We start from the raw sequence: 13,944 nt of genomic DNA on the forward strand, positions 1-13,944 counted from the left end.
TCCCTCATCACGTTTACGCAAACATTCCCCGAGGGGTCTGGCGGGTGATCGCGGCAGCGTTGAAGACTCCCCGCAACAAGGACCCTTCGGTCCCGTGTACGACCTGCTTCTTCAAGCTTTCCTCGCACCACACACAACTGCACCACTGATGTGAACGAAGCCGCTACAGCGGCGGGCATGGGTCGGTCACCACCGGCCGAGAGGGGTCCCCACCACGATGACGGCACCACTGCACGACACGAGCGCGGCCGAGACCGCGGCCGTCGATGTCGCCGCCGATGTCCCGCAGAAGGACATCGAGGGGCGTTCACCCTGGAAGATCGCCTGGGTCCGCCTCAAGCGGGACAAGGTAGCGCTGGCCGGTGGGGTCGTGGTGCTCCTGCTGGTCCTGGTCGCGCTCCTCGCTCCGCTGATCGTGGACGCGTTCGGCCACCCGCCGGAGGAACTGCACGAGGACCAGATCGACCCGCTCCTCGGCACTCCGATCGGAAGCTGGGGCGGCATCAGCTCCGACTTCCTGCTCGGAGTCGAGCCGGTCAACGGCCGTGACGTCTTCAGCCGGATCATCTACGGCGCCCGTATCTCGCTGCTGGTCGCCTTCCTGTCCGCCTTCGTGGCCGTCTCGCTCGGCACCCTCTTCGGTGTCATCGCGGGCTACTTCGGCGGCTGGGTGGACGCGGCGATCAGCCGGGTCATGGACCTTCTGCTCGCCTTCCCGCAGCTGCTCTTCATCATCGCCCTGATCTCCGTCACCCCGAACGAACTGCTCGGGTTCTCCGGCTCCGGACTGCGCATCGCCGTCCTGGTCCTGGTGATCGGCTTCTTCGGCTGGCCCTACATCGGCCGCATCGTGCGCGGCCAGACCCTGTCGCTGCGCGAACGCGAGTACGTCGAGGCGGCGCGCAGCCTGGGAGCCGGCCGGTCCTACATCCTCTTCCGTGAGCTGCTGCCGAACCTGGTCGCGCCGATCACCGTCTACACGACGCTGATGATCCCGACCAACATCCTCACCGAGGCAGCGCTGAGCTTCCTGGGCGTCGGAGTGAAGCCGCCCACCCCGTCCTGGGGCGAGATGCTCCAGACGGCCGTACGCACATACGAGGACGACCCGGTGTTCATGATCATCCCGGGTCTGGCGATCTTCATCACCGTGCTCGCCTTCAACCTCTTCGGTGACGGCGTACGGGACGCGCTGGATCCCAAGGGATCCCGCTGAACCACCGCAAGCCCTGCGGACCACAGCCCCTGCCACCAGTCAGGAGCGATAGCCCAGAACCCGCGGCCCTCAAGGGCCGTGACTACTACGGAGGTTGCGAGCATCGTGACAACCCATCGCACGTCGAAGCGCAGGCTTGCCGCAGGCACGGCTGTCGTGCTCGCGGCCCTGCTCACCACCACGGCCTGTGGCGGCAACAAGAACGACGACAAGGACGGAGCCGGCAAGACGCCCGGCTTCAACGCCGGCATCGGCAAGGTCGCCAACGCGTCCACCGCGAAGGGCGGTGAGCTCAAGTTCGTCGGCACCCAGGACGCCGACTCGTGGGACCCGCAGCGCGGTTACTACGGCTTCATGTGGGACTTCGCCCGCTACTACACCCGCCAGCTGGTCAGCTTCAAGCCGGCGCCGGGTGCGGGCAGCACCGAGCTCGTGCCGGACCTCGCGACCGCGAAGGCCGAGATCTCGCCCGACGGCAAGACCTACAAGTACACGCTGAAGGACGACGTCACGTGGGAGGACGGCACGCCCGTCACCTCGCAGGACATCAAGTACGGCATCGAGCGCACCTGGGCCCAGGACGTCATCTCCGGCGGCCCGGTCTACCTGATGCAGGTCCTGGACCCGAAGTCCGAGTACAAGGGCCCCTACAAGGACAAGTCCGCCGACAAGCTCGGCCTGAAGGCCATCGAGACGCCGGACGCGAAGACCATCATCTTCAAGCTCCCGAAGCCGAACGGCGACTTCGAGCAGATGCTCGCCATGCCGGCCGCCTCTCCGGTCAAGAAGGAGAAGGACACCGCCGCCAAGTACGGCCTGAAGCCCTTCTCCAACGGCCCGTACAAGATCGACTCGTACGCGCCGAACAAGTCGATGAAGCTGTCGCGCAACGCCAACTGGAAGGCCTCGTCGGACACGATCCGCAAGGCGCTCCCGGACAGCATCTCGGTCACCTTCATGACCAACGCGGACGACATGGACAAGCGCCTGCTCAAGGGTGACTTCGACATCGACATCAACGCGACGGGCATCGGCCAGGCGGCCCGCACCACCGCGATCCGCGAGCACAAGGGCAACCTCGACAACGGCCAGACCGGCTTCATCCGTTACGCGGTCTTCCCGCAGACGGTGGCGCCGTTCGACAACATCGAGTGCCGCAAGGCCGTCATCTACGCCGCCGACAAGAAGTCCCTGCAGACCGCCCGTGGCGGCCCGCAGGCCGGTGGCGACATCGCCCCGAACATGCTCCCCGCGGGCATCAAGGGCGCCGACCCGTCGTACGACCCGTACGAGGTCCTGAAGAACGACAGCAAGCCGAACGTCGAGAAGGCCAAGGCAGCGCTGAAGGCCTGTGGCAAGCCGAACGGCTTCAAGACCACCATCGCCGTGCGCAACAACAAGCCGGTCGAGGTCGCCACGGCCGTCTCCCTGCAGAACGCGCTGAAGCAGGTCGGCATCGACGCCCAGGTCGACCAGTTCGACGGCGCCCAGACGTCCGGCATCATCGGTTCGCCGAAGGTCGTCAAGGACAAGGGCTACGGCATCATCATCATGGGCTGGGGTGCGGACTTCCCGTCCGGACAGGGCTTCTCCCAGCCGCTGGTCGACGGCCGTTTCATCCTCCAGAGCGGTAACAACAACTTCTCGGAGCTGAACGACCCGGCGATCAACAAGCTCTTCGACCAGGCCATCGCGGAGACCGACCCGGACAAGGCCGGCGAGATCTACAAGCAGATGAACCAGAAGGTCTCCGAGGCCGCTGTCTACCTGCCCTTCGTCTACGACAAGACGATCACCTGGCGCAGCACCCGCCTCACCAACGCCTACACCGCGGACGCCTACAACGGCCGCTACGACTACGCCTCGCTCGGCGTCGTCAAGTAAAACCCAGTCAGTTCACGTTCCAGTGCCACACCCGCTAGGCACGAAGGGCAGGTGATGGCCGCGAGCGGTGGCCCGGGGCCCTCTCCAGAAGAGAGGGCCCCCGGGTCGCCGTCGGGCCGAGCGCAGTGCTTGCATATCTCATCCGGCGAATCTTCGCCGTCATCGTCATGCTGATGGTCATCACTCTGGTGACCTTCGGAATCTTCTTCCTGTTCCCCAAGATGATCGGGACGGACCCGGCGCTCTACTTCGTCGGAAAGCAGTCCGACCCTGCCGCCATCGAGGGCATCCGGCAGAAGATGGGCCTGGACGACCCGATCCTGGTCCAGTTCGGCAAGTTCGTGGTCGGGCTGGTGGCCGGACGGACGTACTCCAACGGTTCCGACGTGACGGAGTGCGCCGCGCCCTGCTTCGGGTACTCGTTCAAGACCGAGCAGGAAGTCTGGCCGCTGCTCCTCGAGTGGCTGCCGGTCACCCTCTCGCTCGCCCTCGGTGCCGTCGTGCTCTGGGTCATCGGCGGTGTCGCCACCGGCATCGTCTCCGCCCTCAAGCGTGGTACCCCGCTGGACCGTTCGGCGATGGGCATCGCCCTCGGCGGTGTGTCCCTGCCCATCTACTTCACCGGCATCCTGTCCCTGGCGCTGTTCTCCGACCAGCTCGGCTGGTTCGGGCGCCCGGACACGGAGTTCGGTGACGATCCGGCGACCTGGTTCAACGGCATGATCCTGCCGTGGGTCACCCTGGCCTTCCTGTACGCCGCGATGTACGCGCGGCTCACCCGGGCCACCATGCTGGAGGTCCTCAACGAGGACTACATCCGTACCGCCCGGGCCAAGGGCCTCACCGAACCGGTGGTCATCGGCAAGCACGCGATGCGCTCGACGATGACCCCGATCCTCACGGTCCTCGGCCTCGACCTCGGAGCGCTGGTCGGCGGCGCGGTGCTCACCGAGAGCACCTTCTCGCTGCACGGCCTCGGGTACAACGCGGTGAAGGCCATCAGCGACCACGACCTGCCGGTGATCCTCGGGGTCACCCTCATCTCGGCCTTCTTCGTGGTCCTCGCGAACCTCGTCGTGGACCTCATGTACGCAGTGATCGACCCCCGAGTGAGGCTCTCATGACCGAACTGACGAAGACCGGCGCCGTCGGCGAGCCCGTCTCCGCGGGATCGGCCCCCTCGACGGCCTTCCTCGAAGTCCGCGATCTCGAGGTGCACTTCCCCACCGACGACGGTCTGGTGAAGTCCGTCGACGGACTCTCCTTCCAGCTGGAGAAGGGCAAGACCCTCGGCATCGTCGGCGAGTCCGGCTCCGGCAAGTCGGTGACCTCGCTCGGCATCATGGGCCTGCACCGCGTCGGCCAGTACGGCCGGCAGAAGGCCCACCTGTCCGGCGAGATCTGGCTGAACGGCAAGGAGCTGCTGTCCGCCGATCCGGACGAGGTGCGCCGCCTGCGCGGCCGCGACATGGCGATGATCTTCCAGGATCCGCTGTCCGCGATGCACCCGTACTACACCATCGGCAAGCAGATCAGTGAGGCGTACCAGGTCCACAACAAGGTGGACAAGAAGACGGCGACGAAGCGCGCCGTCCAGCTGCTGGACCGGGTGGGCATCCCGGAGCCCCACAAGCGCGTGGACAGCTACCCGCACGAGTTCTCGGGCGGTATGCGTCAGCGCGCGATGATCGCGATGGCGCTCGTCAACAACCCCGAGCTGCTCATCGCCGACGAGCCGACCACCGCCCTGGACGTCACCGTCCAGGCGCAGATCCTCGACCTGATCCGGGATCTGCAGAAGGAGTTCGGCTCCGCCGTCATCATCATCACCCACGACCTGGGCGTGGTCGCCGAGCTGGCCGACGACATCCTGGTGATGTACGGCGGCCGCTGCGTCGAGCGCGGTCCGGCCGAAAAGGTCTTCTACGAGCCGCAGCACCCCTACACCTGGGGCCTGCTGGGTTCGATGCCCCGCATCGACCGCGACCAGACCGAGCGCCTCATCCCGGTCAAGGGCTCCCCGCCCAGCCTGATCAACATCCCGAGCGGCTGTGCCTTCCACCCGCGGTGCCCGTACGCCGACGTGCCCAAGGGCGGCATCACCCGCACCGAGCGGCCGAACCTGCGTGAGGTCGGCAGCCGGCACCACTCGGCCTGCCACATGTCGCAGGAGGACCGCACGCGGATCTGGACCGAAGAGATTGCGCCGAAGCTGTGAGTGAGACAAAGGATTCCGAGATGACGATCCCGGAGCAGGCCACCTCCTCGCCCGAGCCGCTGCTCAAGGTCACCGGACTGGTCAAGCACTTCCCGATCACCAAGGGACTGCTGCGCCGGCAGGCCGGCGCCGTCCAGGCGGTCGACGGCATCAGCTTCGACGTGCTTCCCGGCGAGACGCTCGGTGTCGTGGGCGAGTCCGGCTGCGGCAAGTCGACGATGGGCCGGCTCATCACCCGGCTTCTCGAACCGACGGGCGGCTCCATCGAGTTCGAGGGCACCGACATCACGCACCTCGGCGTGGGCGCCATGCGCCCGATGCGCCGGGACGTCCAGATGATCTTCCAGGACCCTTACGGCTCGCTGAACCCGCGTCACACGGTCGGCTCGATCGTCAGCGCGCCGTTCAAGCTCCAGGGCGTCACGCCCGAGGGCGGGATCAAGAAGGAGGTCCAGCGGCTGCTGGGCCTGGTCGGTCTCAACCCCGAGCACTACAACCGCTATCCGCACGAGTTCTCCGGCGGTCAGCGCCAGCGCATCGGCATCGCCCGCGCGCTCGCCCTGAAGCCGAAGCTGGTCGTGGCCGACGAGCCGGTCTCCGCGCTGGACGTCTCCATCCAGGCACAGGTGGTGAACCTGCTCGACGACCTCCAGGAAGAGCTGGGCCTCACCTACGTGATCATCGCCCACGACCTGTCGGTGATCCGGCACGTCTCGGACCGCATCGCGGTCATGTACCTGGGCAAGATCGTGGAGCTGGCGGACCGCAAGTCGCTGTACGAGGCGCCGATGCACCCGTACACGAAGGCGCTCATGTCGGCGGTTCCGGTGCCCGACCCGCGCCGTCGCGGCGTCAAGAGCGAGCGCATCCTGCTCAAGGGCGATGTGCCCTCGCCGATCTCGCCGCCCACGGGCTGCCGCTTCCACACCCGGTGCTGGAAGGCGACGGAGATCTGCACCACGCAGGAGCCTCCGCTGATCGCCCTCAAGCCGGGGCAGCAAGTGGCCTGCCACCACCCGGAGAACGCGCCGGACCAGGTCCCGCAGGACGTGGTGATCGCGTCGGCGCGCGAGGCGATCGACATCGTCGACGCGAAGCCGAAGTCGGAGGAGTCGGCGGATGCCGCCGCGGCGGTCGCCGAGCCGGCCGTGTCCGAGGAACCGGTGGCCAAGGCGGCCGAGCCCGCGGCCGAACCGGTGACCAAGGCGGCCGAGCCCGAGCCCGCTGTGGCCGAGGCAGCCGAGCCCGAGGCCGCCGTGGTGGAGAAGCCGGTGGCGAAGGCCGCCGAGCCCGACGCCCCGGTCGCCGTGTCCGAGGAGCCGGAGGCCGAGGCCGCCGACGCGGACGAGGCCAAGGGCCCGGGGGGCACCACCAAGGAGTAGAACCGGCACAATCGTCCGGTGCTCCAAGAACTGTTCACGCCCTCCGTCCAGCATTCGCTCGACCTCGCCGGAATCTTCGTCTTCGCGATCTCCGGTGCACTGCTCGCCGTGCGCAAGAACTTCGACGTCTTCGGCATCGCGGTGCTCGCCGAGGTCACCGCGCTGGGCGGAGGGCTGTTCCGTGACCTGGTCATCGGGGTCGTCCCGGCAGCCTTCACGGACCTGGGGTACTTCCTCATGCCCCTCGTCGCCGCCGCACTGATCTTCTTCCTGCATCCGCAGGTCGAGCGCATCCAGTCCGGGGTGAACGTCTTCGACGCCGCCGGCCTCGGTCTGTTCTGCGTCACCGGCACGACCAAGGCGTACGAGTACGGGCTCAGCCTGACCTCGTCCGCGGTACTCGGCCTCGCGACCGCGGTCGGCGGCGGTGTGCTGAGGGACGTCCTCGCCAACGAGGTCCCGTCGCTGCTGCGCTGGGACCGCGACCTCTACGCCGTCCCGGCCATCGTCGGCGCGACCATGGTCGTGCTGTGCATCCGCTTCGACGTGCTGAACGCGTTCACCAGCGGGGCCGCCGTCATCACCGCCTTCCTGCTCCGGCTGGCCGCCATGCGGTTCAACTGGCGCGCACCCCGTGCCTGGAACCGGCGCTCGTCCGCCGCGGAGGAGGCGTAGCCCGTCTTTCGCAGGTTCGCATCCCGGCGCCCCCGAGGGAAGCGTCACAGCACGAAAAAGCTACCGCTCAGTAATGACCTGTTGTACCGTACCGCTATGGCACAGGCAGTTCAGGCATCGATCGGGGACAGCGAGTTCGACCGCGACACCGCTGTGTCCCTGCGCGCACCGGGCGTCTACGACGCGGAGCTCTCGGCGGGCTGGACGATCGTCCGCGCCGTCAACGGCGGGTACCTGCTGGCACTTCTCGGCCGCGCCCTCGGCGAGGCCCTGCCGCACCGGGACCCCTTCACGGTCTCGGCGCACTACCTCACCGCGTCGCAGCCGGGTCCCGCGGTGATCCGTACCGAGATCGTCCGCACCGGCAGGACGCTCTCCACCGGCCAGGCGTCCCTCGTCCAGTTCGAGGAGGACGGCACCGAGGTCGAGCGCATCCGCGTGCTCGCCACCTACGGCGATCTCGACGCGCTCTCCGGTGAGGTCCGCACCTCCGCGGCCCCGCCGGCCATACCCCCGTACGAGCAGTGCCTCGGCCCCGCGGACGGCCCGGTGGCGATCCCCGGCAGCTCCGCCATCACCGAGCGGCTGAACATCCGGCTCGACCCGGCGACCGTCGGCTGGGCCGTCGGGGCGCCCTCCGGCAAGGGGGAGATGCGCGGCTGGTTCTCGCTCGCGGACGGCCGTGACGCGGACCCGTTCTCGCTGCTCCTGACCGTCGACGCCCTGCCGCCGACCTCGTTCGAGCTCGGGCTGACGGGCTGGACACCCACGGTGGAGCTCACCACGCACATCCGCTGCCGCCCGGCGCCCGGCCCGCTGCGGGTCTCCATCGTCACCCGCAACCTCGCGGGCGGATTCCTGGAGGAGGACGCCGAGGTCTGGGACAGTCGTGACCGCCTCGTCGCCCAGTCCCGGCAGCTGGCGAAGGCCCCGCGCTAGCCGGCTGCGGGTGCGGGCCCCTGCGGGTGCGGGCCCCGCGCCGGCCGGTGGTTTCATTCCCTTGCGGTTATATAACCCGGTGAGTATGTTCGTGGGTATGCCCATACCGTTCGACGTGCTCGCAGAGCCCAGCAGGCGCAGAATCCTCGATCTGCTTCTCGAACGTCCGCATCTGGTCGGTGAGCTCACCGACCGGCTCGGCCTCAGCCAGCCCGGTACCTCCAAGCACCTGCGGGTGCTCCGCGAGGCCGGGCTGGTCCGGGTCCGGCAGGACGCGCAGCGCCGCTGGTACGAGCTGAGTCCCGAGCCCCTCGCGGAGCTCGATGCCTGGCTCGCGCACTACCGCCATCTCTGGGCGGGGAGCCTCGACGCGCTCGAACGTCATCTCGACGCGATGGAGGACGACTCCTCATGACCCCGCACCCCGACACCCTCACCACCGAGGACGGGCGCAACGCGCTGCGGATGGAGCGCCGTCTCGCGCACCCCCCGAAGAAGGTCTGGGCCGCGATCACGACGCCCGAACACCTCGCCCGGTGGTTCCCCTCCGAGGTGACCGTGGAGCTGCGTCCCGGCGGCGCCATCGGGTTCCTGTTCCCCGGTGAGGCCGGGCCCGGGATGACCGGCACCGTGACCGACGCGGACGAGCCGCACGTGTTCGCCTTCACCTGGGGCGAGGACCATCTGCGCTGGGAGATCACACCGGACGGCGACGGTTCGCTGCTGACCCTGGTGCACACCTTCGGTGACCGGTTCGGGGCGGCGAGCTTCGCCTCCGGCTGGCACGTCTGCATCACCGCGCTGGCGCAGCTGCTCGACGGCCGGGTGCCCGACGTCGAGGGGGACAGGGCGGGCACCCTGCACGAGGCGTACATCGAGCGGTTCGGCCTCGCCGCCGGCACGGTCGAGGACACGGCCGACGGCCCGCGGATCCGCTTCGAGCGGCAGCTCGTCCGCCCCGCGGGGACGGTCTGGGACCTCCTGACCGGCGGCGCTGCTCCCGAGGCCGGCGACCCGGTGCCCGAGGGTTTCACCGCGGCCGTCGCCCCCGCGGGACCGGTGGTCGAGGTCCGCGCCCCCGAACTGCTCGTCTACGCCCGGCAGTCCGAGGGTGAGGTCCGCTGGGAACTGGGCCAGGGCACCGGCCACGGCCCGCGTCTCGTCCTGACGCAGACGGGCCCGGCGGATCTGGACACCCGGGCCGCGCTGGACTCCTGGCGACAGCGCATCGAGCACCTGGCGGCCCGGCTCCAGGAGCGGTGAGGTCCGCTCCCGGGGCCCGCCCCCAGGACCACCGCTCCCGGGGCCCGGCCGGGGCGCGCCGTCACACGGTCCGGCCCAGCCACGCCGCAAGCTGTGCGTACGCGTCGGAGCCCTCCGGCGCCTCCTGCACCGCCCCGAACGGGACGGGCCCGCCGCGGGGTTCGACCGGGAGGACCTCCCGGGCCAGCGGCAGGATGATCTCCGCCAGTTCCTGCTCCAGCGGGAGGGGATGCCCCAGCGCCTGGGACAGGTCCCAGGTGTGGGCCAGGGTCTCCATGACGTAGCCGCCCACCGCGGCCGCGCCGGGGATCTCGGCGCCCCACGGCACCGTCACCGGCCGCGCCAGCTTCGCGTCGTCCGCCCAGGCCTCGCCGAAGCGGCTGCGCGCCACGTCGTACGCCGCACTCCAGCCGTCGTCCGCGATGCCGTCCGCGCGGGCGGGCACCGACAGACCGTCACCTCCCTCGCCGACGAGCGCGATCCGGTGCGTGCCGCCCACGACATGGGAGAGCAGCGCCCGTACGTCGAACTCGGGACAGGGCGTCGGAGCGTCCAGCCGGTCCGGTGTCACCGTCTTCACCAGACCGGCGAACTGCTCGGCCGCGCGCTCGTACAGGGGGCGGGGATCGTTCATGTCGTCCATCTCCTCGAACTCCGAAGGCCCGCAAGCTCGCTGCTCGCCGGCCACACGCACTGTTCCGGGATAACCTGACATCTCCCGTCATGTTTTCCGGAGATGCTCGCCACGTGAAATCCGACCGGCTGCTCTCGATCCTCCTGCTGCTCCAGACCCGCGGTCTCGTGCCCGCCGCCGAGCTCGCCGAGCGCCTGGAGGTGTCCGTCCGCACCATCTACCGCGACGTCGAGGCCCTGTCCGCCGCCGGCGTCCCCGTCTACGCCGAGCGCGGCCGGCACGGCGGGATCGCCCTGCTGCCGGGCTTCCGTACGGATGTCACGGGGCTGACGGCGGACGAGTCCCGCGCCCTGTTCGTGCTGGCCGCCCAAGGCGCCCACAGTGCGCTGGGCCTCGACGAGGCACTGGGTTCCGCGCTGCGCAAGGTGATGGCCGCGCTGCCCGAACCCCACCGGCCCGGAGCCGAGTTGACCAGCCGCCGGATCCTGGTGGACCCCGCGCGCTGGATGAAGGCGCCGGGTCCGGCCGTCGATCTGGACGCGCTCAACTCGGCCGTCTTCACGGACCGCCGGGTGCGGCTGCGCTACCGGCACAGCGGCACCACCGAACCGCGGACATACACCCTCGACCCGTACGGCCTCGTCGTGAAGGCCGGGATCTGGTACCTGGTCGCCGACCACCGCGGCGCTCCCCGCCTCTTCCGGGCCGACCGGGTCCTCTCGGCCACCGTCACCGACGACCCCGTGCGACGGCGGGCCGGCCAGGAGCTGGCCGGCGTCTGGGAGGTGCTGCGCCGTCAGGTCGAGGACCGGCCGGCGGAGGTGTGTGTGACGGCGCGGGTGAGCCAGGAGCGCCTGGACCTGTTTCTGCGCATGCACGGCAGCCGGCTGACCGGCAAGCCCGTGCCGGAGACGCCGGGGGAGTACGGGTGGCAGGCGGGCGAAGAGGAGGCGGGGGAGTACGGGCGGCCGGCGGGCGAAGAGGAGGCGGCGGGCGAGGAGGCGCCGCGCTGGACCCGGGTGGAGCTCGCCCTCGGCTCCCTGACGGCGGTCCGCGTGCTCCTCGCCTTCGGTGAGAGTGTCGAGGTGCTCTCCCCGCCGCAGGCGCGTGCCGAACTGGCGCGCGCCGCGGCGGAGATCGTCGCGCTCTACGGGACGGGCGCCGTCAGTCCAGCCAGTGCCGGCGGCCGAGGCTGATCAGCCGCAGTTGACGGCGGGCCAGGGAAGCGGTCCGGTCGAGCCCCGCGGGCCCGGCCTCCAGGAACGCGGACGCCGTCATGACCATGTGGTCCACATAGACCCCGGCGAGCATCCGCAGATCCGCGGCGCTCCAGCCCTCCGATTCGGGTTCGTCGGCGAACGCCGCCGCGACCTCGTCGCCGAACTGCCGCAACTGCTCGGCGATCGCCTCGCGTACGGACTGCACTCCGCCGTGCCGCTCCCGCGCGATGAAGCGCACATGAGCGGGGGAGGTGCGGACGAGATCCATGATCAGGGTCACCGTCCGGTCGATGCGCGCGTCGTCCGCCTCCTCGGTGAGCGCCTCGCCGATCGTGGCGTGCAGACTTCCGAGCGCCTCCTCGACGAGTGCGACACCGAGGTCTGCCGTGTCCCGGAAGTGGCGGTAGAAGGCCGTCGGCGCCACACCCACGGCCCGGGTCACCTCGCGCAGCCCGAGACTGCTCAGACTCTGCTCCTCGAGCAGTTGCAGCGCTGCGTCCAGGAGGGCCTGACGGGTTTTCTGCTTCTGGGCCTGGCGGATTCCGGCGGTGTGACTCATGGAACTGAGTAAACAACCGTTCTCCGGATAAGGGAAGTGTAGACTCGCCAGTCAGTGAACAGTCGTACCGACAAGTGTTCACCGAAATGTCGAAAGGATGACGATGATCGCCCTCGTCGCAGCACTGCTCCTTCTGGGGATCCTGCTGGGCGCCGTGGCCCAACTCCCCCTTTCCGCCACCTTCGTGGCCTGCGCCGTCATCGGCGTCTGGCTGCTCGTCTTCGCCGTGCGCGAGCGTCGCGCCCGTCAGCACTGACCCGGAAGGAGCCGAACCGGCCATGCAGCTCTCCGCCGTCAAGCACAGCGACCGCGCTCAGCACAGCGACCGCACCTCGCGCGGCGGCGACGCCGCCCGGGGGGCCGCCGAGCGGGACCGCACCATCGCCGCTCCGGACGCCGGCGCCCCCAACTCCGCCGTGCCGAACCCGGACACGCCGGACTCGGGTACCCCGAGCACCCCGGACTCCGCCGCCCACACCCGTCCGAGGGGCCGTCGCGACGCGGACGGCATGGCTGTCGCCGCCTTCGTGCTCGGACTCGTCGGCCTGCTCGTGATGAACATCCTGCTCGGCCCGATCGCCGTCGTGCTCGCCTCTCTCGCCCTGTGGCGGGGCACCGCACGCCGTGGCCGCGCCCTCCTCGGACTCGCGCTCGGCGTCGCCGACCTGGTCGTCCTCGGCGTGCTCGTGGCCATGAACGGCACCGTGGTCTGGGGCTTCGGCGGCTGACCGCCCCGCGACTCCCGGCGCGCCGCGAGCGGTTCACCGCCGCGCCGCACCCACCGCCTCCCGCAGCGCCGCGGGAGGCGGTCGGCGTTGTGCGGGGCCTACTTGCTCTGCAGCGACCCCAGCGGATGAGGGGCCTCCGCCAGCGCGGCCTGTGCCGCCTTCCAGCCGGTGTCGGCGGGGTCCAGCGCGCTGCGCAGATACGCCCATGTCAACTGCTGGATCAGAGCGACGCGTTCGGGGCTCTCGTCCGTCGTCTCCGCGACCTCGTACCCGGGGATGCCGCCGAGCGAGTGCTCCGCCCCGAACAGTGTGAGCAGGCTCTTGCTTCCCGGGCTGAGGTGGTAGGGGTCGGTGAACCAGTCCGGCCCGCGGGTCGTGAGCGCGGACTGGTCCCGGTCGCCGGCAACGATGAGGGCCGGCGTGGTCATGCCGTCGAAGGACGGGTTCATGAAGGGCAGGTTCTCGACGGCGAACGGGGTCAGGTCGTCACCGCCCCGGCCGGGCGGGGTCAGCAGCACGCCCGCCTTCACGCGCGGGTCGGACAGGTCCTCCCCGGGGGTGCCGTCGGGGTCGAGGACCCGCGCGCCCAGCAGTGTGCTCGCGGTCTGTGCGCCCCAGGAGTGACCGGCCACGGCGGTGCGGCCGCGGTCGAGGCGCCCGCCGAGGCCCGGCACGGCGGCCTCCAGGACATCGAGCCCGTCGAGAACGCGCACCAGGTCCTCGACGCGTATGCGCCAGATCCGCGGCGTACGGGGGTCGTCGGCAGGCAGGCCGAGCGTTCTCGAGTCGAGATGGGTGGGCTGGACGACCACGAAGCCGCGGGCGGCCCAGAAGTCGGCGAGCGGGGCGTAACCGTCCATCGACCAGCCGAAACCGTGCGAGAGGACGACGACGGGCAGGTCGCCGCCGGTCGCGGGCGCGGAGACGCGGACCTGGAGATCCTCGCCGCGGCCCGGGGCGGACAGGATCACGGGCTTCGCGGACACGATCGTCGTGGGGGCGGGCGCGATCCGCAGCGCGGTCGCGTTGTTCGTTTCGGGCGTGGTTTCGGGCATGGAGGTGCTTCCGTTCGGTCGCCGTGCGCGGTGGAGGGGTGTGAGGGGCCCGGCTGCCGCGGTGCCGGGCAGGGGGGCAGGGCGGCGCCGTGCGGCGTGGCCGTCCGGCCCCGGTTCTGACATCATGAGAAAAACGGAACTCCGCTCCGTTAACGATACGGAGCGTTGTTC

General features: G+C 69.9%; 15 protein-coding genes. 12 read left to right on the top strand and 3 right to left on the bottom strand.

Annotated features, from left to right (window positions below; all coding sequences use genetic code 11):
• The first annotated feature begins 217 nt into the window (after positions 1–217).
• From ACFWU3_RS23960 to ACFWU3_RS24000, 9 genes are all read left to right on the top strand, one after another.
• Positions 218–1,216 carry an ABC transporter permease gene (locus ACFWU3_RS23960; RefSeq protein WP_384441142.1) on the top strand — a complete coding sequence of 333 codons (999 nt, stop codon included), beginning with the start codon at positions 218–220 and terminating at the stop codon, positions 1,214–1,216.
• Between the two features lie 105 nt (positions 1,217–1,321).
• Positions 1,322–3,100 (top strand): ABC transporter substrate-binding protein, encoded by a 1,779-nt coding sequence (locus tag ACFWU3_RS23965; RefSeq protein ID WP_384441145.1) that lies wholly within the window; start codon positions 1,322–1,324, stop codon positions 3,098–3,100.
• 125 nt (positions 3,101–3,225) lie between these two features.
• The gene (locus ACFWU3_RS23970; protein WP_384441148.1) at positions 3,226–4,224 is read left to right on the top strand and encodes an ABC transporter permease; all 999 of its coding nucleotides are present in this window, start codon (positions 3,226–3,228) and stop codon (positions 4,222–4,224) included.
• A complete protein-coding gene (locus ACFWU3_RS23975) occupies positions 4,221–5,318 on the top strand; it encodes an ABC transporter ATP-binding protein (RefSeq protein WP_384441151.1) in 1,098 nt (365 codons plus the stop codon). Before ACFWU3_RS23970 ends, ACFWU3_RS23975 begins: the two co-directional genes overlap by 4 nt.
• Positions 5,319–5,338: 20 nt before the next feature.
• The gene (locus ACFWU3_RS23980; RefSeq protein ID WP_384441154.1) at positions 5,339–6,700 is read left to right on the top strand and encodes an ABC transporter ATP-binding protein; all 1,362 of its coding nucleotides are present in this window, start codon (positions 5,339–5,341) and stop codon (positions 6,698–6,700) included.
• An 18-nt stretch (positions 6,701–6,718) separates the two neighbouring features.
• Complete coding sequence (locus ACFWU3_RS23985) at positions 6,719–7,375, top strand: trimeric intracellular cation channel family protein (RefSeq protein WP_384441157.1); 657 nt, start codon at positions 6,719–6,721, stop codon at positions 7,373–7,375.
• Between the two features lie 96 nt (positions 7,376–7,471).
• Positions 7,472–8,314, top strand: coding sequence for a thioesterase family protein (locus tag ACFWU3_RS23990; RefSeq protein WP_384441160.1), 843 nt, complete (start codon positions 7,472–7,474; stop codon positions 8,312–8,314).
• A 97-nt stretch (positions 8,315–8,411) separates the two neighbouring features.
• Complete coding sequence (locus tag ACFWU3_RS23995) at positions 8,412–8,729, top strand: metalloregulator ArsR/SmtB family transcription factor (RefSeq protein WP_313943951.1); 318 nt, start codon at positions 8,412–8,414, stop codon at positions 8,727–8,729.
• A complete protein-coding gene (locus ACFWU3_RS24000) occupies positions 8,726–9,577 on the top strand; it encodes an SRPBCC family protein (RefSeq protein ID WP_384441163.1) in 852 nt (283 codons plus the stop codon). The genes ACFWU3_RS23995 and ACFWU3_RS24000 overlap by 4 nt, the downstream gene beginning before the upstream one ends.
• 61 nt (positions 9,578–9,638) lie before the next feature.
• Here ACFWU3_RS24000 and ACFWU3_RS24005 read toward each other — a convergent pair whose 3' ends face one another.
• A complete protein-coding gene (locus ACFWU3_RS24005; RefSeq protein WP_384441166.1) occupies positions 9,639–10,211 on the bottom strand; it encodes a TIGR03086 family metal-binding protein in 573 nt (190 codons plus the stop codon).
• Between the two features lie 113 nt (positions 10,212–10,324).
• On the opposite strand from ACFWU3_RS24005, the gene ACFWU3_RS24010 reads away from it, so the two are divergent.
• Complete coding sequence (locus ACFWU3_RS24010; RefSeq protein WP_384441169.1) at positions 10,325–11,407, top strand: helix-turn-helix transcriptional regulator; 1,083 nt, start codon at positions 10,325–10,327, stop codon at positions 11,405–11,407.
• Here the strand turns inward: ACFWU3_RS24010 and ACFWU3_RS24015 are convergent.
• Positions 11,376–11,990, bottom strand: coding sequence for a TetR family transcriptional regulator (locus ACFWU3_RS24015; protein ID WP_313943947.1), 615 nt, complete (start codon positions 11,988–11,990; stop codon positions 11,376–11,378). The two genes, ACFWU3_RS24010 and ACFWU3_RS24015, sit on opposite strands and share 32 nt — an antisense overlap.
• 97 nt (positions 11,991–12,087) lie before the next feature.
• Here ACFWU3_RS24015 and ACFWU3_RS24020 point away from each other — a divergent pair, with 97 nt between their 5' ends.
• Complete coding sequence (locus ACFWU3_RS24020) at positions 12,088–12,246, top strand: hypothetical protein (protein ID WP_313949143.1); 159 nt, start codon at positions 12,088–12,090, stop codon at positions 12,244–12,246.
• A gap of 22 nt (positions 12,247–12,268) precedes the next feature.
• Positions 12,269–12,718, top strand: coding sequence for a DUF4190 domain-containing protein (locus ACFWU3_RS24025; protein ID WP_384441172.1), 450 nt, complete (start codon positions 12,269–12,271; stop codon positions 12,716–12,718).
• A 98-nt stretch (positions 12,719–12,816) separates the two neighbouring features.
• Here the strand turns inward: ACFWU3_RS24025 and ACFWU3_RS24030 are convergent, their stop codons facing one another.
• Positions 12,817–13,773: an alpha/beta hydrolase family protein gene (locus ACFWU3_RS24030; RefSeq protein WP_384441175.1), complete on the bottom strand. Its 957-nt coding sequence runs from the start codon at positions 13,771–13,773 to the stop codon at positions 12,817–12,819.
• Positions 13,774–13,944: the final 171 nt, after the last annotated feature.

The organism is Streptomyces sp. NPDC058685 (assembly GCF_042714725.1).
GTDB lineage: Bacteria > Actinomycetota > Actinomycetes > Streptomycetales > Streptomycetaceae > Streptomyces.

What these genes read in the sequence shown, in the direction of transcription:
- ACFWU3_RS23960 (WP_384441142.1), top strand. Translation starts at nt 218, where the DNA reads ATGACGGCACCACTGCACGACACGAGCGCGGCCGAGACCGCGGCCGTC.
- ACFWU3_RS23975 (WP_384441151.1), top strand. Translation starts at nt 4,221, where the DNA reads ATGACCGAACTGACGAAGACCGGCGCCGTCGGCGAGCCCGTCTCCGCG.
- ACFWU3_RS23980 (WP_384441154.1), top strand. Translation starts at nt 5,339, where the DNA reads ATGACGATCCCGGAGCAGGCCACCTCCTCGCCCGAGCCGCTGCTCAAG.
- ACFWU3_RS23990 (WP_384441160.1), top strand. Translation starts at nt 7,472, where the DNA reads ATGGCACAGGCAGTTCAGGCATCGATCGGGGACAGCGAGTTCGACCGC.
- ACFWU3_RS23995 (WP_313943951.1), top strand. Translation starts at nt 8,412, where the DNA reads ATGCCCATACCGTTCGACGTGCTCGCAGAGCCCAGCAGGCGCAGAATC.
- ACFWU3_RS24000 (WP_384441163.1), top strand. Translation starts at nt 8,726, where the DNA reads ATGACCCCGCACCCCGACACCCTCACCACCGAGGACGGGCGCAACGCG.
- ACFWU3_RS24005 (WP_384441166.1), bottom strand. Translation starts at nt 10,211, where the DNA reads ATGAACGATCCCCGCCCCCTGTACGAGCGCGCGGCCGAGCAGTTCGCC.
- ACFWU3_RS24015 (WP_313943947.1), bottom strand. Translation starts at nt 11,990, where the DNA reads ATGAGTCACACCGCCGGAATCCGCCAGGCCCAGAAGCAGAAAACCCGT.
- ACFWU3_RS24020 (WP_313949143.1), top strand. Translation starts at nt 12,088, where the DNA reads ATGACGATGATCGCCCTCGTCGCAGCACTGCTCCTTCTGGGGATCCTG.
- ACFWU3_RS24025 (WP_384441172.1), top strand. Translation starts at nt 12,269, where the DNA reads ATGCAGCTCTCCGCCGTCAAGCACAGCGACCGCGCTCAGCACAGCGAC.
- ACFWU3_RS24030 (WP_384441175.1), bottom strand. Translation starts at nt 13,773, where the DNA reads ATGCCCGAAACCACGCCCGAAACGAACAACGCGACCGCGCTGCGGATC.